Origin of the sequence: Chryseobacterium sp. CFS2, assembly GCF_036543225.1 — a bacterium.
Classification (GTDB): Bacteria; Bacteroidota; Bacteroidia; order Flavobacteriales; family Weeksellaceae; genus Chryseobacterium; species Chryseobacterium culicis_A.
The window spans coordinates 226060-249168 of sequence record NZ_JAZHQU010000004.1 but is presented as its reverse complement, the minus strand read 5'-3'; the positions used below and the strand labels follow the sequence as shown (position 1 = coordinate 249168).

Here is a 23109-nt window from a genome sequence, read left to right as displayed (position 1 = left end):
TTTATGATACAACTAAAAAACAAACTGTGGGGATTACTGCTGATATTACCAGGATTATCTTTTAGTCAGAATTATCAATGGCAATGGGGAAAACAGGCAGGAGGGCTGACAGGTTCTGCTGATCCGGGGTTTCATTATGTCTTTGATGAATCCATAAGGGATATTGTAGTAGATGACAATAATAACACCTACTATCTTGCCACAATGCGTGAACAGGGACAAAACCTGAATGGTACTTCTGTAACCAATTACGGACTGAGTGATCTTTTTCTGTTCTCTGCAGACTGTGCAGGAAATATAAGATGGTCCAGGCCAATAGGAGGTTCAGGAGACGGAGAAAATGCATGGCATATTAAAGTGGATAATAACGGTGGATTGTACGTTATGGCTACCATTTATAACAATTCATATATCGGAGATCCAAATGCGGTTCCCGTACATTTTGATGATACCCACACACAACCTCTGTATACCTATTATGACCAGACAACAGAGCCTGCGCACAAAGCTGCTTTTCTGTTGAAATATAATACTTCGGACGGTACACTGGCATGGAGTAAGCCTTTACAGGGAGATGTTAACTATTTTTCCCGCATGTGCGATGTGCAGATGATGTATATGGATTCTGCCAAAAATATTCATGCTGTAATGGGTTTCAGAGCAGGAACACATTTAAACGGATTAATTACGGTGCCTTCAACCTTTACGTCAACTTATCAGTATTATGCGGTTAAGTTCAATTATGATGGTGGAAATATGACTCCAGTTGCTCCTTTGCTTCTTCCTATCACAGGAAATGCAATAAATATTGTGGGAAGAGAGGGAAAAGTGAATGTTGTCTATGATGAAGGTTTGAATCGTTATTACATTGCAGGTAAAAGGATGGATCCCGGTTTCAGCAATCTGGTTGATCTTTCCTACAATAATGTTCCATTTACGAAAGCGGCTTATGTGTTTGCTTTTGATGGTACTACCGGAGCTGAGGTATGGCGAAAAGAACTTAATAATGGTACCACAAGTACGGATGATGAAATTCATTCCATTATAAAAGATCCGGTGACTTCAGATATTTATATTTCAGGACGTTATTTTAACGGAATAACAGTGCCTGCAACTTTCGGAAGCTATACTTTTCCTCTGAGAAACTATGTTGAAGCCGTTCCTTTTGTTATGAAGATGAATGCAGCAGGTACAGTACAATGGGCAAGAACTCCGGACGGAATGTCTGGCCTTCAGTTTGGCTATCGTTTTACCAAAGGAACAATTGCCATTAATGGAAACGAAATAGCATTTGCCAAAGGAAGCTGGTCTGATATCTGGGGAAGCTATGCCATGGTGCGCCCTGATGGAGATCGGTCAGATCCTTTATTGGTGAGACTTAACAAAGATACCGGAGATGTTTTGGGAACAGGAGAGATTCGCAGTAACTATTATGTTATCGATGAATTTACGGCAGTGGCCGCAGATAAAGATGGTAATTATGTAGTAGGAGGTTTTTTTCATGATCAATTATTTACGGAGGCCAATGATAATGTCAATACAATGGCTGTTAATGTAGCAGGAGGGAAATCTCAGTCTTTTTTTACAAAATTTGCTAAATCAGCGTGCAGCCAGATGTCTGTAGAAGAAACTGCTGCTCAGGCAGGAATACAGTTATACCCAAATCCGGTTCAGGAGGTGCTCAATATCAGAAGCAGAGAGCCTTTGGTTTCTTATGAGATTTTTGGGGCCACGGGACAACTGGTAAAACAGGGAACTTTGAATATGATGCAGGAACAGATTGTAGTATCTTCTCTTCAGACAGGAGTATATTACGTTAAACTTAAAACCAAATCTTCAACAGTAACGGAAAAAATATTGAAGAAGTAAAAAACAAAACTGAAAACTAATAACCTTATATATAAAACAGTGTTCTCCAAAAGAGGGCGCTGTTTTTTATCGTAGCTGGTTGATGGAATTGAATAACCTATTCCGTATTTTTGCACAGAATTAAATGGCTAAACTGTTTTTTCCAAAATATGAACAATATGTTTTCTGATAATCGTCAAATTGGGGTGGTTTCTTCCTTTTCTGAACTTGTAAATACCCATTTTCAGGGAGTGATGAATGCCATTTGCTGGCATCGAAATATGGCGGGTGATTTTAAAGAAATTGTGGCAAAGCTTCAGTTAAAAGATAATATCACCGAAGTTACCAGTGAAGATCTTTTAGCACTGCAACTATCAGAAGAAGGCAGTATCGCAAGGGAAATTATTTTAAATGATTTACAGTTACTGACAGATTTTGGAGCATCTCCGGTTCTTAATTTACTGAAATGTTATGAACGTGACGAAGAACTTGGTTTTATTTCAACAGATGTATACTCATATCATGTAGACCGTTCTCCCGTAGGAACAGATACTTTTCTATGTACTTATCACGGAGCAGCAAGCGACATCATAGCCAATGATGAGGTTGAACAGAAAATTTTAATTCCTGAAATCCGGGAACAGCTCAAAACATTACACGACGGTCCGGAAGAAGAATTTGAAGACTTCCTGAAAGAGTATTTCTTTGATCTTCATTATCAGCCTAAACCTGATGCAAAGCCTGTCAATTTGGGTGTTGGCCATCTTTGGCGGATTGCTGTAGATCATCCTGAGCAATCAGCCTTACCTTGTGTTCACAGAGCACCTGTTGAAAATGATGGAGCATACAGGTTGCTGTTGATTTGTTAGATTATATTTTGAGTAAAATCAATTGATTGAATAAAAAAATCCAATATCGTAAAGATGTTGGATTTTTTATGACTGATTATAAAGCGCTCTTTTACTCGTGGCTGATCGCTTTTAGTTCGTTTAAGTAATCTTTACTTTCAATATTCCCGACTGCAAATTCGTGTTCCAGCAGTTTGATTTTTTCTGTCTTAGTGTAAGATCGCTTATAGATGTTTTCCAGTATGCTTTCCTCATCAGGCAAAGGATTGAAGATGTTTTTCAGATCCCGATACGCATGATAATACCTGATTCCCAGTAATCTTTGTGAATGCGCATTGAAATGTACACCGTCAGGATTGGCAGTAAGGTCTTTTGCGGTGGCAAAATAACAGTTTTCATGAGTCTGCACAAACTGTTCCAATTGCTGGTTGACTAAAGGATAATGGATGAAATACTGCCCAAATATTCCATGGGATAGATAATCGCCTAAGCCGCCAATGATAAGAGGAATTTCAGGACTGTTTAATTCTTTACGCAGCGCCTCAATAATTTCAGAAAACTTTTCCTGATACTTTTCTGCCTTTTCAGGAGAGCAGTCACTCTCACCCTGATGCCATAAGATTCCTTTGATTTCGCTTGTTCGTTGGGCAAGTCTGGCTTGTGATATAGCGTTTTCAAATAAAGCACCATCCACAGCCCAGTCATCAAGACTGGTGCCTCCGTCAGCACATGGAATTAATCCAATTTCATTCTGCGCATTATCAAGTCTCCAGGAAGCAGCAAATGAAGCAGCAAGCCCGACACCCGAACTTGGACGGTCATAATTTATCGGTTCTGACATGATTTGCCATAATCCGTTTCTCAGCATTTTAATATGTTCGTCAAAAATAGGAGGGACTTCCTTTGCGTAGCCGCGTCCAGCCATATTGGACTGGCCTATCATTAAAAAAGAATGTATCATTATTGTTTATTTAATTGCAAGCCTATGCTTCTGCTAAATGAATTCCAGGCTAGTTTCTTTATTTCATTGGGAGCAATATCTCCGGATCTGTAAGCGGTGATGGTTGCAGTGATTGTATTTGTAAAAAGAATTTTTATCCAGACTAATGGTAACTGGCTGTCTATCAATTCTTCTTTTTGTAGTTTTTCAATTGTACTGAACAGCTCATTTCTTACTTTTAAATATTCCTTACCTGTTTCGGTTTTATAGGTAGGTTCAATTTCATTCAGTTTTATCAAAAAAGCATACTTTGTTCCGCTCTCAATTCCTGCATATAATAAGTTTTCAAGCTGTACCAGCGGATCTGTGGAACTGTTACAAGCTTTAATAGCTGCATTTTCCCAGGCTTGCATCATATTTTTGTTACAGGCTTCCAGTAATTCGTTCCGGTTTTTGAAATAGCGGTGCAATGTTCTTCTGTTAAGATTACAATGTTCTGCAATCTCTTCAAATGTTGCCGAAAAGTTTTCATTGAAGACCGTTATGGCTGTATCAATAATTTTTTGTTGAGTACTCATTATTTTTTATTGGCTCAAATTTACGACAAATGTCTCAATATTGAGACATTTGTTTTAGGTGTCATGATTAATAGAAATCGGTATTGAAAATAATATACAGTAAATCAGGCAATTGAATTTATTTTTTTAAATCCCAAGCAAGGATATGGAATTTCTGTATTTATATAGATGAGTACTCAGTAAAATATTTTTTTAATCAAAATAATTAATTAAAATCAAAATGAAAAAATTCATTCATGTAAAATTGATATCTATGCTTGTGATCTTACTGGCTATTCCTTTTGCTCTGGCAAGCTGCAGTAATGATGATGAATCTCCTAAACCTAATCCTGTGACCATCAGTTTTGATGATCTTAATGGTGAATACACAGGAAAAGCAAGTGTATCCCAGGGAACTGTGAATGGAGAAACAGCGGTTGCTTTTACGGCCAAGAAAAACCTGATTTCCTATTCAGAATTTCCAATGAAAGAAATTATTTACTCTGTAATTTCTGATCCTGTGAAAGCCAATCAAGCCTTAACAGCCATTGGGAAAATAAAATATGACCTGGATTATACAGCAGTTTTATACCAGCAAAAAAAGGAAATAGAACTTAATCTTCTTCCTAAAGAATTAACGGTTCAGGTTCCTATTGATGGGGTAAACAAGAAAGTTGTCATAACATTTACAGCTTCTAAAAAAGGATTGTTTACCAAACAGAGCACGCAAAATATGAATTTTGAACTGCTTGCGAGTAAAATAACCGTTGAAGGAACAGCTGTAAATCCTTTCAACCCTATAAAATATAATTTTCAAATGCTGAAGAAGTAGTCGCAGGATTAAATATTGTACAGATGCACTTACAGAAGTGCATCTGTTTTATTTCTTAATTACCATTTGATTCTTATTTTGGGAACTACTTTTTTTATTTCTTTGGCTACATTAGTTCCTGCTTTCCCCAGTTCATTACTTATGTTTCTGACCACTTTTACGGCTTCATGATTTTTTCCGGGACCGTATTGTAAATCATGAACGGTCGTATTCCATGTTTTAACGATATCATTCGTAGGTCCGAACTGATTTTTTAAGGCATCTCCAATTTGATTTAATCCTTTAACGATCGTATTATTCTTTCCAAAACATCCATGATCTCCACCTACACCGTTTGTTAAACATTTGCTTAATTCACGGTAGGTCAATTGGCCGCCTGCACAACCTGCAAATGCATAAGGCTGACCTCCGGTACTTACAGCGCATTCCACTGCTATTTGTGCTTCCGTATTCAGATTAAGCTTACCTGCACCGTAGCACACAGCAGTTCCCATAAAGGTTACCTGACCACTGCTGGCCTGATCTTTAAAGCAGGAAACTAATTGTTTTAACTCCGGATTATTTACTTTATCAGCGAAACAAAGCGGATACATTTCGTAATTATTGCCATATTCTTTATAGCATTTCATCATATCCTGGGTAATCTGTCTTTCTTTTGAACCTCCCAATATACTGAGCATACAAAGACTTTGTTCCTCAGGGGTTTCTGAGTTTTTGGCGCACTTATAAATTTCAAGTTCTTTTTTACCAGCCATATTTGTTACCATACAATCCCCGAATTCCAGCTGATTGATTGTTCCGTCAGGATTCATGGTGTTTTTATAACAGTCTACAGCCGTTTGTTCGCTTGTCATCATGACGTCCCCGAAAGGTTTTTGTTCATCCACAATTTGTGTAGGTAAGGGTCTCAATCCGTCAGCGGTTTCAATTCCTATTTGATTATCGTAAGTTGGTTTTGGCAGGAACATCACAGGTCGGGGAGGGACAGGAATCGTGGAATAGCCTACAATCCGGTATCCCAATCGGTAATCCAATTCGATAATATTTCTATCAAAATCAAGAAAAAATGCCTTTTGATAAGGAACTGCTGAAGGCAAACACAGATAATTAATTCCGGTTTGGTCATATACTGCCTGGCCTGCATTTCCCGGATTTCCATTCTGAACAATTACTCCCGTGTTATACATGGTAAAAGACTGACCGTAAGTTGTCAAAACCATTTGCCCGATAGGATAAACCTGAGCAAAGAGGATAGCGCAGAAACCCATAAGTGAAGCGAATACACTTAAAATGGATAGTTTTTTAATAATTGTGTTCATGGTACTTATTTTTGATAAAGTTACCTCTGTAAACAAATACTAAAACATTACCCTTTTTCGCTATTTTTCAAAGCAAACAATTAAATAAAGGGAATTAAATTACTTCCGGTTAAAAAAATAAACTGCAGTGATCATTGTTGCTTAAAGACCAAAGAAGAATTCCTGAACTGAGCGTTTCTGAAACTGAAATGTACTAGGAGTAGTGAGGGTAAAGAGTCAACCTGTAAATTCCTATTTTGAAGAAATAATTTTGTTTTGTTCATTCGTGGTTTCGGTAACCTTACTTTTTTCTATAGGTGTACGAGTTGTCCCAAAAATATGTCTTCGATGATTCTCGCCCCAATCCTGTAATGAAGTCACTACCTGATCTAGTGTACTGGTATAATCTGTGGGGAAATATTCAATAATAACGGGATAGCTCTCCGTTACGATCCGTTCAATCAGTCCGTTCTGTTCCAGTTCCTTTAATTCCTTTGCCAGGACTTTTGGTGTCAGCTTTGGAATGCTTTTTCGTATTTCTGTAAAGCGTCTGTTTCCTGCATTCACGGAAATGATAATCTGCAATTTCCACTTTCCGCTGATGATGTCCAGGGTGTCCCGAATGGGTCTAAGTGCCTGCAGGCATTCTTTATGATCATGTTGTTCTTCCATGTTGCTTTCCTTTAGGTAACTGCTATACTTTGGAATGTGAATTTACAATAATTTTGTCCCTGTCAAAAACAAAAAATTTAGAAATGGCAAATATTTTAAATATCAAAACAAGCATCAGCGGTGAAGATTCGGTAAGCAGCAAACTGTCACAGGCTGTAATTGAACATTTATTGGCAAAAGATAATTTGAGCAAGGTTGTTGTTCGTGACCTGGCTAATGATATCATTCCGCACATGGAACTTGCACACTTCAATGCCTTCAATGTAAGAGACGAAGAAAAAAATGAACAGGAAAGAGAAGTTTCAAGGTTCTCAGATCAGGCAATAAAGGAAATCCAGGAAGCAGATATTATTGTGATTGGTGTTCCGTTTTACAATTTTGGGATTCCTTCAACATTGAAATCATGGATTGATCATATTTCTATTGCAGGGAAAACATTCTCTTACTCCGATGGCACGCTCAAAGGTCTTCTTGAAAATAAAAAAGTATACCTGAATTTTGCGGTAGGAGGAGTCTATGATAATGGAATCGTAGAGAATATGGAAAAATACCTGAGGACATTTTTTGAATTTATAGGAATCACCGATGTGGAAGTTTTCAAAACAGAAGGTACAGTGATACCGGAACTCAGGGAAGCGAGTTTTCTGAAAGCTGTAGAAGATATTGAAACAGCCATCACTCAGGCCTCATAAATATGACAGCTACTTATCTTAAAATACAGATAGGTAGCTGTTAGCTTATTGTAAAGATGTATGCAGGATTAGCAATTATTTTTTTTCGTGATTAATACTGTTTTAGGATGATTAATAGAAATTAAGGTTTTATTTTCCGATACAGTATCTAAAGAAGTGTTTATAATGGTGGTTAACACAATACAAGGTGTACAAAAGTGGTACACGGTTAAGATGCTGCAACATCTTTTTTTTCTACATTTTTTGCGAGAATATCACCTACTTAATTAGCTGTAATGTAAAAGTTTATTACTTTATACAAAAAAAATGATAGCAAAATTTGTACTACTTTTGTATATTAGTGAGGTTATAAATAATTAAAAATCAGGTGTTTAAAAATTTTCAATTGTAACTGTAACTGTAATAATTAATACATTTTGCCTGTACACCCCATTTTTCATCTAGTTTCTAAACTAAAACAAGTTGGGAATTTTAACAAATGTAGCTCAAATTTTATATTAAAATGTTTTAATTAATTATACCTAATAATTCTCTGTTGGATTTACTAACTGCAAAATATTTTGATAAATTTGATCATTTACTAATTGCAAAATTGGAATGCGTTTAACATTTTAATTAAATAATCAATTAAAAAGAGTTTAACCAGTAGGATACGGATTTTGACCTGATTGTTGAAAAAAAAGTTAAACAAATTTATAATTATTCTGAAACAGCTTATATTGCATAATGGTTTTGAAAATATTGTATATAATTAAAGAACCGGATTTGAAAAATCAAACTAATTATTATGAACAGCTACTCTCATTATTTCAGAAATTCATTTGCCGAAATTTATACTATAATTGGTTCTTCTGAAACTCTACCCAAAAATGCTCCTGATTTAAGAATTTGCAGATTTTGTGGAAAAAATGAAGACAATGTAACTTTTAAAAAAGTAGCACACGCTTGTCCTGAATTATTAGGACAAAATAACCTTGTGATTTACGATGAATGTGATTCATGTAATGAAAAGTTTAGCAAATATGAGAGTCATTTATCAAAATTTTTCTTACCATACTTATCTGTTGTAGGAGTTAAAGGAAAAAAGAAAATTCCTAATTTTCAAGCAAGGAAAGATAATGATGATGAAAAAACAAGAACATCTGTAAAATACGCAGGTGACGGAAAAATAAACCTTTTTTTAAGCTCCTTGGATGACTATAAAGTAGATATCGAAAACAAAACAATGTCTATACGTTTTAGAAATCCTGCGATAAAACCTATATACATCTATAAATCATTGCTTAAAGTTGCTCTTTCTTTTCTTCCTCAAATTAAAATACAGAAATATCAACTACTTTTCGATTGGTTGCAGAATGATAATGAAGAAATAGTTTTTTTCTCAACATTATTCATTACAAAACTAACACGTAAAAAATTTGCCAAACCTTGTGTTCAATTATACGAAGCAAATAAAATCTTTACAGATAAGGGTTTTCATCCTGAATTAACTATGGTTATAAATTTTGCTAATATTGTAGCCCAAATATATTTGCCTTTATCAGCATCTTTCGATTATCCTAAGTCAAATGGAAAATCTCCAACACTTGAGTTATATCCTGCATTTCATTACAATATGGACTCTGAAAAATATGAAAACATTACACCTGATACTCCTATTACTGTAAATTACAAGTTTGAAAGTATCGATTTACACTCCCAAGAAAATAGCATTAGAGATGAAGTACTAAACTTCACTTTCGAATCAGGAGATTTTAATATAGAAAAAAATCCCACTGATTTTCTTTAGTCTAAAAGATAATATTGCTATATAAATTTGATTTTTTCAATGAATAAGAATCTCTAAACAATAACAATTTCCGCCATTATTAAAAGCGATTCCAAGGATTAATTCTATATTTTCAAATGTCCATTTTCTGATAATATTGTCTTTTGGATCATCTTTTTCAGAATTATAATATCCTTTATTTTCTACATCTACACCAAACAACTTGACAAGTTTATCTGTTAATAGTTTTGCCTCTCTAAACATAATAAAGTTAGCATTTGAGTGGCGTTGACAATATAATTTTAAAGAACCTTTACTATTACTAATCCTATTAAAGTAATTAAAAAACTTATGATGATTTTTTAAAATCATATCATTTTCGATATTGGAGTTAGTACTATTTCTTAAAATCAAACTATTTTTTATTTCATAATCTAAAGTTTTAAAAAAAGACTTTACATCATTTTCTTCTTGTTGCAAGAATATCGTTCTATTATTCAGAAACTCTTCAGTTGTAAAAATTTTTGTCTGTATTTCGAAAAACTTATAAGTGATGTAAGCTTTTGTTGCTAATCCTTTATCATCAGTAACTAAAACATCTGAAAAAGATGCATACCAAGCGTGATTTGCATCTGTATGAATGCTTTCTAGAGCTTGCGATTTTCTTAATGGTTTATCTTTCGTAACATTATGTAATTCCAAAGAATTGAAAAAAAGAACAAATTTGTCATAGTCATTATAATCTTTGACAGCCTCAAAAGTTTGTTTCATTAAGTCTGTAAAACTTTGACCTCCGAAATTTTCTTTAAACTTTTCATCAAATTGATCCTTCCATTTTTCGAAACTGTATTTATCACTACTTACATACTCTTCCATCATTTTTTTTAACCCAATCACTTCTTGTCGATCTGTTAAGAGATTATTCCCAAATTTTAAAAAATGCTCCATCATTGATCCTACGGTAAGGTTTTCATTACTCGGTAAATATCTTTCAGAAAGTTCTTTTTCTTTTCCTGTTAGATCAGGTGGTTTAAGATTCGGAATAGGAATATTTAATAGATTATGAAATAGATCTTTTGCAATTTTTGAAAACTCGTCTTCGTCTTCTCCCTCAATAGTTGGAAAAAGGCTATCTATTAAATTATCATCTGGATTGAGGAAATTTTTTGCAATACTAAAATCAGTATCATAAAAGGATTGGGTTGGTTTTGCTAATAAACAATTTGTCTCTTTTTTGATTGCATCATAATCGAAATAATGATCTTTAACATAATGTTCCAACAAAAGTAAATCCTCTTGCCAAAATGAGCTGTCAGAGTTTGATAAATCTTGATGATGTGCGTGAGAATAGGTGAAAATAAGGATGTCTTTAAGTTCATCCATCAACTCCTTTAATGGAATTTTGAAGTTTCTTTTACCCTCTTTTATTGAAGAATAAATATTTTTATCACAGTAGATTCTTAGCATAATTATAAAGATTTCTTATTTTCTTAATTTACTTTTAAGGTTGGTAATTCAATACCAATTTTGTAAAATTGCACATAATTATCTTCAGTTTCCCCTCTAAAATTGGCGTTTGCAAAATCCTTTCTTCCTGCACCTTGATCCGAATATATGATTAGACAATCAATAACTTGATTGTAATTATCTTCCTTGTGTAATTCTTTATAAACAGATTTCATTCGCGCATAACCGCTTACCTGTCGAATATCTTCCTTGCTGATTTCACCTTTTCTATAATGAGGTTTATACTTCGCATCAACTATCATTTGATAATTTTCCAATTTGGAATCTATTATAAAATCAAGTTCTTGATAATTTGTTTTAAATAAATATTTAACATCATTTTTTAAAGGAAAACGTTCTTTCAACTTTCCATAAACATATAGCTCAAACAATTTACTCATATCAATCCAAAAGGGCGGTGTGTTTATTGTCTTCTCTTGTGTAATAGAGACATTGTAACCAAAGCGCTTTAAGATCAATTTAGACAAATGAATGGCTTCCTTGTACTCCTTATAAAAAACATTTGTTTTAGTGTTTTTCACATCATAAAGACTTACTTCTTCAGATACGTATTGAAAAGCTGGATTGATATAATTAAAAATTTCTGTAGTATAATTGTCGGTTTGTAAATTTTTGATTGTAGGTAAATAGCGTTCTACGAAAGCCAAAGCCTTTTTTAACAAGCGATTTTCTAATCCATTGAAACCAAATTCATCATAGCTGCAAAAAGTATGTAATGGTTTATTCTTTACCAAATTTTGCTTGATTGTTCGACTTACCAAAACTTTCCCCTTTACTTTTGAATGTAAATTGTTTTCAACTTTATAATAAGATTTTTTCAATCCTTTTCGAACGATTTGTTTTACCAAAGTTAAAAATTGCACTATTAGTAAAGGAGTTAGCAAATCTTCTTGTTGAGTAATAGCAATTGTAGGTTTATCCCATTTTATTTCAAATAGTTCTACAGTGTGTTTAGAAACTTCTTCATGCTTCAATGCCGAAAACAACATCTGCAAATAATCGGTTTCGTTGTCAGAATAATCATTAAGTTTAGGCTGTATATAAATAGCTTTTTTTTTCTCAATTATCCAGTCGACTCCTACGAAATAAGAATTGGCAATTGCGTGGGTTTTTGTTTCGTTATCGGAATAAATACGAAAGCAATCTATTTTTTCATTTCTAGACTTTCGGTAAAACTGTTTAGAATAATCTTCATTGAAAGATAAATCACCTTCAAAATCATATTCTCTTTTTAAAGCTCGCCCATTGTAATGCTCATAAATACGGGTAATCATAAATTCTGAATTTCAGCTAAAGCATTTTCACTTAATATACCATCTTTAACGTATTCATTTAATAACGGTATTATCTCAAATTCTAATTTTACTTCCAGTTGTTTTTCAGTTTCTGCTAAAAAATAACTATGTCCCAGCTGTACCTCTTTTGCTTTAAAATCTGACTGTAAATAAACAGTTTTCGTTTCATCTTCGTTAAACAAATCTGCAACCTTACTAAATAATGATTTCGCTTTTGCATTTACTGCAGAATCTTTTACCACATTATCTATTGCATCTGAGGTTGGAGGAACGTCAACGAAAGCAAAACGCCTCTTAATAGCATAATCAATATGTCCGACACTTCGATCTGCGGTATTCATTGTTCCTATGATATAAAGATTATCTGGCAAAAGGATTAATCTGTCTGGCTCTTCTTCATTTTCTGAAATATCATAAAGACTTTCTACAGAAGCCTCTTTTTTATTATCTTTTTCGTGATTATATCTATATTCGAGCGCATAAATTAATTCGCCTAAAACTGATGGTAAATTAGCTCTGTTAATTTCATCAACAATTAGAATATATTTTCCTTTTGGATTGTCAAATGCTTCCTCAGCAAACTCCGCTAATATTCGATTCTCAACTTTATAATTAACATCTCCCTTTTCATTTGTTTTTGCAGAAATACCCCTCACAAAATCCTCATAACTATATGCGGGATGAAATTGGATTATTTTATATTTCCCTTCAACTATCAATTCATTGTTTTCTAACTTTACTTCCTTTTTAATACTAAAATTATTGAACAGGAAGTACATTAATTCGTTATTAGTGATATCAGAATTAAATTTTGTTTTTTTTTCTAAAAATATTTCCTGTAATCTTATATTTTTTTGAATATAACTAAGTTCCTCTGTTTTTTCACCTATAAGCTTCAGAACATTTGTTAACGGTTTTTCATTATTAATTGGGAAGTATTTGTCTGGAAAATAAGAATTTAAAACTTTTAGAACAAACCCTTTTCCAATGCGATATTCAATTCCATTTGTGTGTCTTTCATTGATAATATCATCTAATAATTCAGCCATTTTATTCATAGCCTCTTCATCGTCTTCAATATCTTTAAGGAAACCGCTTTTTACATATTTTTGTTCATCGTTTTTCCAATAAATTTTTCCCTTGTTTGCTTGCCCATTGTACTGTCCTGTTTCAGTTAAAACATATTCTAACCAATAACAGAAACCGTCTTTGCCATCAGTTCCTAAAGCATAATTTTCTAATGGTAAGTTTTTAAGTTCCTCTTTTTTAAACTTTTCTTGAAATTCACCTAATGAATCTTTTATTTTAGCACGTAGTTCTAATCTTGACTCATCAGGTTTGTAGGTTTTGAAATAATTGTCAATAAGATCAATTGGACTTTCTATTTTATTAACTTTCGCCATTTCTTCTGCCATCATTTTTGCCATTCTCGTTTTCCCGGTTCCTGGTGGACCTTGTAAAATGATTTGTTTTTTATATTCGAGTAAGTCTATTTTATCTTGCATAATTGATACCTCTTTTTGTTTTTGAATTTCCCCTTGTATGAGTTTGTATAGCTCTGTTTGATCATTAATTTTTGAAATCTTCTCTAAAGAAAACTGTTCTTCAAGAGGTTTTACAGTTCCATATTGACTACCACCTAAAGTGGCATTCTTCATACCTTTAATTTCGGGACCGATTCCTGGTTTTAAAGTATCATGAAAAAACCATTCTTCCACAGGAGCAAATAAATTCCATTCTTCGTCAGAAGATTTTTTAATATCAAGTGCTTCCCCATAAGCTACAAATTGACCTCTGTACTTAAGTATAAGAATGTCATTTTTCTTAATATTTTGATAATCTCCTTTTTGTGGAGTATTCTCGTGAAGAATAAAAGCTTTGTTTTCAATGATTTTAGAAAGGTTTTTTTCATCATAACCTTTACCTTCTTCACCAACGCTACAAGAGTAAAATTTTCTCATTTTTATAAATTTATTTAAATAGTGCTTTTCTTTTACACTCTTCTAGAAAAGGTTTCTTGATAAAATTACAATCCGCATATGTAGAAATATCGCATTGATTGATATTTAAATTATACCAATCTTCTTTAGATATAGAAAACCCTACCAATTTCGATGCATTTTTATAGCCATCTTCGATGAAATCAAAGAAAAAGCTAAATTACTTTCCAATACAAAACTTAGAAAAAATATTCCCCAGTACTTCATCATTCGTCACTTCTCCGGAAATTTCTCCAAGATGTTCCAGGGCGTTTCTCAATTCATAAGCCAGTAATTCCGTTGAGATCTGGAAAGAAATAGCTTCTTTTACCTTATGAACGGCATCCAGAGACTTTCTTAAGGCTTCGAAATGACGTTGGTTGGTAATAACAACATTATTTTCTTCAGACTTTAACTGCTCAACATACGATGAAAGTTCATTCTTAAGATCCTGAATATTTTGATTTTCAACTGCTGAGATCTTAATAAAATCAAATTCGTGGGAAATGGCATTTCTGAAAATATCTTCTACCGTTTCGTATTTGGTAGGAGTCACTTCATCAATTTTTGTTGCACAGATAATCAGCTTCAGATCTTCTCTCAATAGGGATTGGATCATTTCAATATCTTCCGAGAAATCTTCAGTAGCAGCATCGGCCAGATACACTAAAATATTGGCGTTTTCTACCTTTTCTTTTGCTTTTTTTACTCCGATAGCTTCAATTTCATCCACTGTTTCACGAAGTCCTGCGGTATCAATCAATCGGAAAGCATGTCCTTTAATATGAAGAATTTCCTCAATGGTATCTCTTGTTGTTCCTGCAATATTACTTACAATCGCTCTTTCTTCCTTTAAAAGAGAGTTCAGCAGCGTAGATTTTCCGGCATTCGGTTTTCCGATGATGGCTACAGCGGTTCCGTTCTTAATGGCATTTCCGTATTGGAAACTCTCAATCAGAGAATTTAATTTTAATTCAATTTTATCCAATAATCCACTCAGTGCACTTCTGTCTGCAAACTCTACATCTTCTTCAGCAAAATCCAGTTCCAGCTCAATCAGGGAAACAAAATTTAAAAGATCAGTTCTTAATACAGATATTTCATTGGTAATTCCCCCTTTCAGCTGGTTGATCGCAACTTTTCTCGAAGCTTCATTATCAGAAGCAATCACATCAGCAATAGCTTCCGCCTGGGAAAGGTCAATTCTTCCATTGATAAAGGCACGAAGGGTAAATTCTCCCGCCTTAGCCATTCTCGCTCCGTTTTTGATCAGCGTTTCAAGAATACGTTTTCCGATATGTGGAGACCCGTGAAAAGCAATCTCCACAGAATTTTCAGTGGTGAAACTTTTTGGAGCCAGGAAGATTGAAAGCATTACCTCATCAATAGCTTCCTCCTCATCCATAAAATAACCGTAATGAATGGTGTGGGATTTCTGTTTTTCCAGTTGTTTTGCCGGAAAACTTTTCTGAACTACAGATAAAGCCTCATTTCCTGAAACTCGGATGATGCCCAAAGCACCTATTCCATTGGCAGTAGCCAGTGCACATATCGTATCGTTATTCATGCTGCAAATTTACGGTTTTTAATGTGAATTTGCATGGAGGTCTGCTATTCAGATTATCTATTGTTGTATTCAGTTAAAAACAGCGGAATTATTTCTATTAAACATAATATGAAAACACGATTTTAAATATAAAAATTTGAAAAATAATTCTGTTGAATATAAGCAGAATTAAAAAGGTATAGTTTGTTGTGGTGTAACATTTATAAGTGTTTTTTAATAACATTAACAATGATGGATGCTGGTTAAATATCATATCCATCTGAAAAAATTAAACAGTTGTTTGGTGTGTTAATTGTTGTTAGTCGGTCGATAATGTTGAAAGTTTAAATTTTTATTATTAAAACAGTAATAATTTGTTAAAGTATTATAAATGTATATGAATAACCTATTTTTTTTAAATATTAATAAAAAAATTATTTTTTTATTAATGCTTGCTTTTAGCGCTGTGGCTTATGCGCAGTGCATTCCTTATACAGGGCAGGCGATGACCAGTGGAAATACGTATTGTCTTAACGGAAATCTTAATGTAAGTACCAATATCAGTATCCCGAACGGAGCGACACTTATTATTCAGTCCGGGCAGCTGCATTCCAATAGTATTCAGGTTGATGGCGTATTGGAAATTGCTGACGGAGCAAGTGTTCAGTCTACAGGAACCGTGAAAGTAGGAACTTTCGGATCTCAGAAAAATTCAAAAATTAAACTGGGAACCAAATCTTTTCTATCGCTTGTAGGATCGGTCGTTCAGGAAGATCCAACCTTTGGAGGCTTTTATCCCGGAACAACTTCTGTTATTGAAATGGGAACAAGCAGTGTGGTCGAAATTTGTGGAACATTTACCCAGCAATCCACCACATATCCTTCTGTTGAATATGTAGGTATTCCTACCGGGAGAGCGTACTGTATTGCAAAAGCGGATGTAAGTGGTGGAGGTGGAGCTTCCATCATCAGCGATGACAGTCAGATCGTAGCTATTGTAATGGGATCGGTGACAGGATTAGGAATGGGAAATTCCAGTTTCTGCGGCCCCAATGCAACAAAAGCCATGTGTCCTTCTCTTTGGCCAGAAGGATTGTCTGAAGATAAATCAAGTTGTGGAAATGCACCTGTGATTATTGATGAGATTGACGGATTTTGTACAAAACCCGGCATTTCCGGTACACCAGATGGATTTACTAAATTCGGAATTACCATACAGCAGAAAAACAATGCATGGCCGGAAAATGTACCGAATGGATTTTTGGCTATGGAATCAAAAAACAAAGGTTTTGTCATTACCAGAGTTCAGCACGTAAGCCAGACTCCACAGCCTGGAGATGCCATCGCAGAACCGAAAGAAGGAATGCTTCTGTATGATATTCAGGATAAATGTGTAAAGCTTTATAACGGGACCGAATGGAAATGTGTACAAAGAAGCTGTAATGATTAAACCGATAAATAGATCGTATGAAAAATATAAAAAATATAGGGATAGCAATAGCTTTGGTTATTTTTAACTCGTTTTTTGCTCAGGTAGCTATTGGCAAACAGGTGATAGATGGAAACAGTACGGTGTTAGACTTTGATAACGTATCAGGGAATACAAAAGGCTTAATTCTTCCCGCTACTTCAGGATTTCCCACAGGATCTTTGGCAAACGGAACATTCATCTTTGATGTCACAGATAACAAAGTAAAAGTCTATGAAAATGAAGTCTGGAAATCTTTATCAGATGCCGGAAATTCAAATGCGGTTATTGTCAACAATTCTGCTGAGTCAGGGAAAGGAGTAATTATGGGAGAAGCCACAAGTTCTGCTGATGGAGTTTTGGTGCTGGAATCTCAAAATAAAGCGATGATTCTTCCTAAAATAACATCACCCCATCTTAATGTGAAAAATCCTTATCCGGGAATGATCTGTTATGATACAGCCAGCAAAACACTGGCCATATTTGATGGGTCGGTCTGGAATTACTGGAAATAAACACAGGCAGAGTAATCTGTCTTAAAATAATAGAAAGCAGCTGTATTTTATGCAGTTGCTTTTTTATTTCCCATGTTAAACAATCTGGTTACTTTCCTTGATGCTGTTCATGACAAAAATACTTTTAGTCTGACCAATTCCTTCGATTTCAGATAATTTGTTCACAAAAAATTCATGAAATTCATCCATATTGGGAGCCAAGATTTTCAGCATAAAATCAAAATCTCCGCTGATATTGTAAAACTCTACAACTTCCTTCAGCTTGCCCACTTCCTCAATGAATTTTCCCGCTGTTTTTTTATTATGGACATTTAAGGCAATCATACAGATCACCATCATTCCTTTATTGACCTTTTTACGGTCTACTACAGCAGTATATTCTTTAATAATTCCTTGTTTTTCCATACGTTTAATACGTTCATGCGTAGGAGTAGGACTCAGGTTGATTCTTGCCGACATATCTCGGACACTCATCTTAGCGTCTTTCTGAAGAAGTCTAAGAATTGATAAGTCTTTTTCATCAGGGATATAATTTTCACTTGCCATTTTGTTCTGTTTTTATAGGTTTTACTTGGTGTTTCAGGTTTTTTGTTCTTTTAAATATTTTAAATATTTAATATTGTTCCAAATTTAAGGTTAAATTTTTAAATACGTTCTGTTAATTTTAATTTTGCAGGAAATTTGAAACATGGATACAAGGAAGAATGTAATATTAATTTTAGCATCGGTAGGAACATTTGTAGAGGCGTTGGATATTGCCATTATTAATTTAACCATTCCTTCTATTCAGCAGCAGTTTCAGATTGGAGCCGAGACCGTCCAATGGTTGCAGACCCTTTATGTATTATTTTTTGGAGGATTTCTGATCATTGGAGGAAAGCTTTCAGATCAGATCGGGAGAAAAAAAATGTTTTTACTGGGAGCTCTGATTTTTATGCTGACTTCATTAGGTGCAGGATTATCTCAAAACTTTGAGGTACTGGCCATCTTCCGTGCTTTACAGGGACTGGGAGCTGCGTTAGTGATGCCGTCAGCACTTTCTATTGTAACCAATACGTTCAGAGGAGAACAGGAGAGAAACCGGGCTATCGGAATCTTCAGTTCATTTGCTGCCATTGGTTCGGGAAGTGGTCTTTCCGTGGGAGGAATTATCAGTACTTACCTGAGCTGGCATTGGGTTTTCCTGATCAATGTTCCCGTTCTTTTAATAACCCTTGTGCTGTCTTATTATTATCTGCCTGCAGATGAGAAAAATGAAACCGCTCAGAAAACAGATGTGGTTTCAGGAATATTAATGGTACTTGGATTGTTAAGCCTTACATACGGAACCCATGAATTGGTTCATATTAAAGAACAGCCTTTTCTGGTAGCAGGATCTTTGGTTCTGTCATTAATACTGCTGGTGATGGTCTATTACCGATTAAAGTCCGTGGCAGAGCCGTTAGTGGATTTAAAACTGTTTAAACATCAGTCTTTAGTCGTTTCCAATGCTGTGTTTTTCACTTTGGGTGCGTTTTTTATCGGATTTTTATTCCTTATTTCACTGATGCTTCAGAAAGATATGGGATATAGCGCTGCCTCTGCAGGATTAATGCTTGTTCCATTCAGTATCATATCCGCTTTAACAGCTAAATTTATCCTGCCTCATGTATCAAAACGCCTGAATTCTTCTCAAATGGGTGTTTTAGGATGGTTGTTTATGCTGGCAGGAGGATTGTCACTGTTGATTTCTGTGTATGCAGGACACCCGTTAACATTGGTTTTGCTGGGAGCTGCATGTATTTCAGGAGTGGGAATGACGTTTTGCTTTACTGCGCTTTCTGTAATGGGAATTCAGGATGTGGAGCCGGAAAATTATGGATTGGCATCAAGTTTGAGCTCTACAAGTTACTTTCTGGGAGCAGGAATCGGACTGTCATTCATGACTTTAATGAGCCAGATTTTTCCCTCAGAATTTTCAGTAGGAAGCCTGAATCTGATGATATTGATCGGCTACGCTCTGCTGGCGCTCGGAATGTTATTCTATTTTATATTGAAAAGCTTAAAATTGAAACAGGCAGAAGTTGCTGTTTCGTAATAAGCAGTTTAAAAATACACAAACTATATGAGGAAAGAATCGGTGCTTAGGTGTCGGTTCTTTTTTTGTTCTTTTGCCATTCTGTTTCCCTTCACTACCTTTGTGCTTTACTATAACATCATGAAAATACAGGTCATCAGCGATCTTCATCAGGAATTTGGAAGTACGGAATTAGGTTTTGACCATTCGGATATTGTTGTGCTGGCAGGTGATGTCAATTTAGGAACCAAAGGGATTGAATGGATTAAAAAAGCAATTCCCAACAAACCAGTCATCTATGTTTTGGGCAATCATGAATACTATAAAGGTTCCTATCCGAAAACACTCCATAAAATCAGAGAAGCGGCTGTGAATTCCCATGTTCATGTGCTGGAAAATACATTTGTAGACATTGACGGAATTCGTTTTCATGGGGCCACCTTATGGACGGATTTTTCAATATTCGGAAATCCTGTTCAGTACGGAATGCTTTGTCAGTCTAAAATGAATGACTATAAAATGATCAGGAGAGATCCTTCCTATTCGAAAATGAGAACATTAGATACCTTTAAAATTCATCAGCTTTCACGACAATGGCTGCAGGAAAGTCTTGAAGATTCAAAAGGACTTAAAAATATAGTCGTTACCCATCATGCTCCCAGCCTCCAATCAGTGCCGGAGCATTATAAAGAAGATCCCGTTACCTCTGCTTATGCATCTGATCTGGAAGATGTAATCAAAGAATATCAACCTTTGTACTGGATTCATGGGCATATTCATACACCATGCAGATATAAAATTGAAAAAACAGAAGTTATCTGTAATCCTCATGGGTATATTGATGAAAAATATAACGGCTATGATAAAGAACTGATTATTATTGTTTAGCAAAAAAGCAATTTTGCCTACTGCCTACTGCCTACTGCCTACTGCCTATTGCTATTTTACCCTTTCTCCTTAATCACTATCTTCGTATTCTAATACCTTTTCAATGCCTAGAAAATCCCAGCCAAAACCTGATTTTGTTTCGCAGCTCGCTTTTGATGAAGTTCTTCAGCAGGTGGAATTTGATCTTAGAATCAAGGAATTTGTCGTGATGGAAATTGATAAGGTGAACTATATCATACAACCGAATATTCCTTACCGTGCAGATTATTTCTGCATTTTTATGATACAAAAGGGAGATGTCACGTTCAGGTTGGATGATAAGAGTTATGAAGTCTCTAAAGGGGATATTGTTTTTTGCCCCATGCTGGAAACCTTTTGGGTAGACGAAATTTCGGAAGATTACCATGCTAAATATATTTTCTTTTCATTGAATTTTATTTCTGACGCAGGCTTTAATTATAAGTCAAATAATGTCCTGAAAAGCCTTTCATCAGATCCTACCCACATCATCAGAAATGAACCCGATGTGTACAGAAAACTGAATTTTCATCTCGATGAACTTCAGGTTTTGAATGACAAGGAAAAAGACAATTATTATTTCAATGAAATGATCTGGCATCACTTTTCACTGGTGATCTACGAAATTGATAATTATTTCAAAAAAACGGAAAAACTACACGTTGTAACCAATAGGGAAGACGAGTTGACCACCAGCTTCTTTAAGCTTGTTCAGGAGCATTTCAAAGAAGAACATAATGTTCAGTTTTATGCCGATAAGCTTTTTATCAGCCGTAAATACCTTACAAAGGTGATTAATAAAACAGTGTTCAAATCCCCAAGAGATATTATTCATCAGGTTTTAGCGGTAGAAGCCAGGCTGTTATTGAGAAATCCCAACCTGAATGTCAATGAGGTAGCATCACAGCTAAGTTTTTCTGATCAGGCTTCATTTAGTAAGTTTTTCAAAAAACATACAGGAAGATCTCCTTTGGAATATAGGAAAGATGATTTGTATTGATAGTCAGTAGGTTGTGTTTTAAGATGTCTTTTTGCCAAAATTGAATACTATTTTGATTTAAAATATTGAATACTGTCATTTATATTGTCTATAAATGATATTTCTCATGTTTTTAAAAATAAGGAGTCTTTTTGACAAAACAAGGGGTTTTTCGAATAATCCTATTGAATTTTTTTCGTTCGATTTTTGTGCGGAAAATTTAAAAGGACTATTGTTATGCAAAGATTTTTTATTCAAAAATCGACTCTACTTTTTCTCTCGCTGATTGTATTGGCGGGTTGTAAGAAGAATAATCAAAACCAGGGCTATCAGCAGCAGGCACCGGAATTACCCGTGGCAAAAGTAACACAGGGAGACGCTTCTGTTTCCAGAGAATATGCAGCATCTATTGAAGGAGTTTCCAATGTGGAAATAAGACCTCAGGTAACAGGATATTTAAGCAAAATTTTTGTAGATGAAGGTGATTTTGTGAGAGCAGGCCAGCCATTATTCAAAATTGAAGATCAGGTTTTCCGTGAACAGCTGAAAAGTGCTCAGGCATCTTTGATTACGGCTCAGGCCAACCTTTCAACCTCTAAAATTGATCTGGACAGAAAAAAAGAACTCTTTAGAAACAAAATGGTTTCAGATATTCAGGTGAAAGAAGCTGAAGCGGCTTATAATGCGGCACGTGGAGCAGTAAGCCAATCCACTTCTACCATTGAATCGGCTAAAATCAATTTGAACTTCTCCACCATTAAAGCTCCGGTAAGCGGATTTATCGGAAGGTTCAACTATCGTCTGGGAAGTTTAATGACTCCGGGAAATCAGGAACCGATTACCTTATTATCAGATATTCACCAGGTATATACTTACTTCAGCCTGAGTGAAAATGATTTTAATAATTTCCAGAAACAATACACGGGAAGCAGTATTGATGAGGTCATTAAAAATACTCCGGCAGTATCATTATTGCTTTCGGGAGGTGAAAAATATGCTGAAACAGGAAAGATTGATGCTGTAGAAGGACAGTTCAATAAAACAACAGGATCCATTACTTTAAGAGCAAAATTCAACAATCCCAACAACCTTTTGAGAAGTGGGAATACAGGCAAAATTATACTAGATCAGTTCTACGGCAATGTTGTTTTACTTCCTATTGCCTCTACCAGAACCATTCAGGATAAAGTTTTTGTATTTACCATTCAGGGAGGAAAAGCCGCAATGCTTCCTATTGAAGTGAACGGAAAAGCAGGCGATAATTTTATTGTAGCGAAAGGGCTTAAAGCAGGAGATGAATATATCACCAGCGGTTTTGACCGATTGCAGCCGGGAACTCCTGTAGTGGCACAAAAGAAAAATGCTCAACAGAAAAAATCCTAA

At 34.9% G+C, this 23109-nt stretch carries 20 protein-coding genes; 11 read left to right on the top strand and 9 right to left on the bottom strand.

Annotated features, from left to right (window positions below; all coding sequences use genetic code 11):
• Positions 1–3 precede the first annotated feature (3 nt).
• A complete protein-coding gene (locus tag ODR02_RS11055; protein ID WP_309512479.1) occupies positions 4–1869 on the top strand; it encodes a T9SS type A sorting domain-containing protein in 1866 nt (621 codons plus the stop codon).
• Positions 1870–2018: 149 nt separating this feature from the next.
• Positions 2019–2717 (top strand): DUF1826 domain-containing protein, encoded by a 699-nt coding sequence (locus ODR02_RS11050; RefSeq protein ID WP_309512478.1) that lies wholly within the window; start codon positions 2019–2021, stop codon positions 2715–2717.
• A gap of 91 nt (positions 2718–2808) precedes the next feature.
• Here the strand turns inward: ODR02_RS11050 and ODR02_RS11045 are convergent, their stop codons facing one another.
• The gene (locus ODR02_RS11045; protein WP_309512477.1) at positions 2809–3657 is read right to left on the bottom strand and encodes a sialate O-acetylesterase; all 849 of its coding nucleotides are present in this window, start codon (positions 3655–3657) and stop codon (positions 2809–2811) included.
• The gene (locus ODR02_RS11040; RefSeq protein WP_309512476.1) at positions 3657–4214 is read right to left on the bottom strand and encodes a TetR/AcrR family transcriptional regulator; all 558 of its coding nucleotides are present in this window, start codon (positions 4212–4214) and stop codon (positions 3657–3659) included. Before ODR02_RS11040 ends, ODR02_RS11045 begins: the two co-directional genes overlap by 1 nt.
• A gap of 220 nt (positions 4215–4434) precedes the next feature.
• On the opposite strand from ODR02_RS11040, the gene ODR02_RS11035 reads away from it, so the two are divergent.
• The gene (locus ODR02_RS11035; RefSeq protein ID WP_309512475.1) at positions 4435–5025 is read left to right on the top strand and encodes a DUF4840 domain-containing protein; all 591 of its coding nucleotides are present in this window, start codon (positions 4435–4437) and stop codon (positions 5023–5025) included.
• A gap of 59 nt (positions 5026–5084) precedes the next feature.
• On the opposite strand, the gene ODR02_RS11030 is transcribed toward ODR02_RS11035, so the two are convergent.
• Together ODR02_RS11030 and ODR02_RS11025 are read right to left on the bottom strand one after the other, a co-directional pair.
• Complete coding sequence (locus ODR02_RS11030) at positions 5085–6344, bottom strand: hypothetical protein (protein WP_309512474.1); 1260 nt, start codon at positions 6342–6344, stop codon at positions 5085–5087.
• A 231-nt stretch (positions 6345–6575) separates the two neighbouring features.
• Positions 6576–6995 (bottom strand): winged helix-turn-helix transcriptional regulator, encoded by a 420-nt coding sequence (locus ODR02_RS11025; RefSeq protein ID WP_309512473.1) that lies wholly within the window; start codon positions 6993–6995, stop codon positions 6576–6578.
• Positions 6996–7078: 83 nt separating this feature from the next.
• On the opposite strand from ODR02_RS11025, the gene ODR02_RS11020 reads away from it, so the two are divergent.
• Both ODR02_RS11020 and ODR02_RS11015 read left to right on the top strand, forming a co-directional pair.
• Positions 7079–7687 carry an FMN-dependent NADH-azoreductase gene (locus ODR02_RS11020; protein WP_309512472.1) on the top strand — a complete coding sequence of 203 codons (609 nt, stop codon included), beginning with the start codon at positions 7079–7081 and terminating at the stop codon, positions 7685–7687.
• Between the two features lie 787 nt (positions 7688–8474).
• On the top strand, positions 8475–9476 hold the full coding sequence (locus ODR02_RS11015; protein WP_309512471.1) for a hypothetical protein: 1002 nt from the start codon (positions 8475–8477) through the stop codon (positions 9474–9476).
• 36 nt (positions 9477–9512) lie between these two features.
• On the opposite strand, the gene ODR02_RS11010 is transcribed toward ODR02_RS11015, so the two are convergent.
• From ODR02_RS11010 to mnmE, 4 genes are all read right to left on the bottom strand, one after another.
• Entirely contained in the window at positions 9513–10922 is a 1410-nt protein-coding gene (locus tag ODR02_RS11010) for a hypothetical protein (protein WP_309512470.1), read from the bottom strand.
• A 23-nt stretch (positions 10923–10945) separates the two neighbouring features.
• Positions 10946–12256 carry a 5-methylcytosine restriction system specificity protein McrC gene (locus ODR02_RS11005; protein ID WP_309512469.1) on the bottom strand — a complete coding sequence of 437 codons (1311 nt, stop codon included), beginning with the start codon at positions 12254–12256 and terminating at the stop codon, positions 10946–10948.
• Positions 12253–14238 (bottom strand): AAA family ATPase, encoded by a 1986-nt coding sequence (locus tag ODR02_RS11000; RefSeq protein WP_309512468.1) that lies wholly within the window; start codon positions 14236–14238, stop codon positions 12253–12255. Before ODR02_RS11000 ends, ODR02_RS11005 begins: the two co-directional genes overlap by 4 nt.
• A gap of 199 nt (positions 14239–14437) precedes the next feature.
• Positions 14438–15823, bottom strand: a complete 1386-nt coding sequence (mnmE, locus tag ODR02_RS10995) for a tRNA uridine-5-carboxymethylaminomethyl(34) synthesis GTPase MnmE (protein ID WP_309512467.1) — start codon at positions 15821–15823, stop codon at positions 14438–14440.
• 427 nt (positions 15824–16250) lie between these two features.
• On the opposite strand from mnmE, the gene ODR02_RS10990 reads away from it, so the two are divergent.
• Entirely contained in the window at positions 16251–17252 is a 1002-nt protein-coding gene (locus ODR02_RS10990) for a hypothetical protein (RefSeq protein ID WP_309512466.1), read from the top strand.
• Between the two features lie 17 nt (positions 17253–17269).
• Positions 17270–17785: a hypothetical protein gene (locus ODR02_RS10985; RefSeq protein WP_309512465.1), complete on the top strand. Its 516-nt coding sequence runs from the start codon at positions 17270–17272 to the stop codon at positions 17783–17785.
• A gap of 75 nt (positions 17786–17860) precedes the next feature.
• Here the strand turns inward: ODR02_RS10985 and ODR02_RS10980 are convergent, their stop codons facing one another.
• A complete protein-coding gene (locus ODR02_RS10980) occupies positions 17861–18331 on the bottom strand; it encodes an Lrp/AsnC family transcriptional regulator (RefSeq protein ID WP_309512464.1) in 471 nt (156 codons plus the stop codon).
• A 142-nt stretch (positions 18332–18473) separates the two neighbouring features.
• Between ODR02_RS10980 and ODR02_RS10975 the strand changes: the two genes are divergently transcribed.
• The 4 genes from ODR02_RS10975 (at position 18474) to ODR02_RS10960 (ending at position 23109) form a co-directional block, all read left to right on the top strand.
• The gene (locus ODR02_RS10975) at positions 18474–19862 is read left to right on the top strand and encodes an MFS transporter (RefSeq protein WP_209788887.1); all 1389 of its coding nucleotides are present in this window, start codon (positions 18474–18476) and stop codon (positions 19860–19862) included.
• 120 nt (positions 19863–19982) lie between these two features.
• Entirely contained in the window at positions 19983–20729 is a 747-nt protein-coding gene (locus ODR02_RS10970) for a metallophosphoesterase (protein ID WP_309512463.1), read from the top strand.
• Between the two features lie 103 nt (positions 20730–20832).
• Positions 20833–21747, top strand: a complete 915-nt coding sequence (locus tag ODR02_RS10965) for an AraC family transcriptional regulator (protein WP_309512462.1) — start codon at positions 20833–20835, stop codon at positions 21745–21747.
• Positions 21748–21963: 216 nt separating this feature from the next.
• Entirely contained in the window at positions 21964–23109 is a 1146-nt protein-coding gene (locus tag ODR02_RS10960; RefSeq protein ID WP_105680865.1) for an efflux RND transporter periplasmic adaptor subunit, read from the top strand.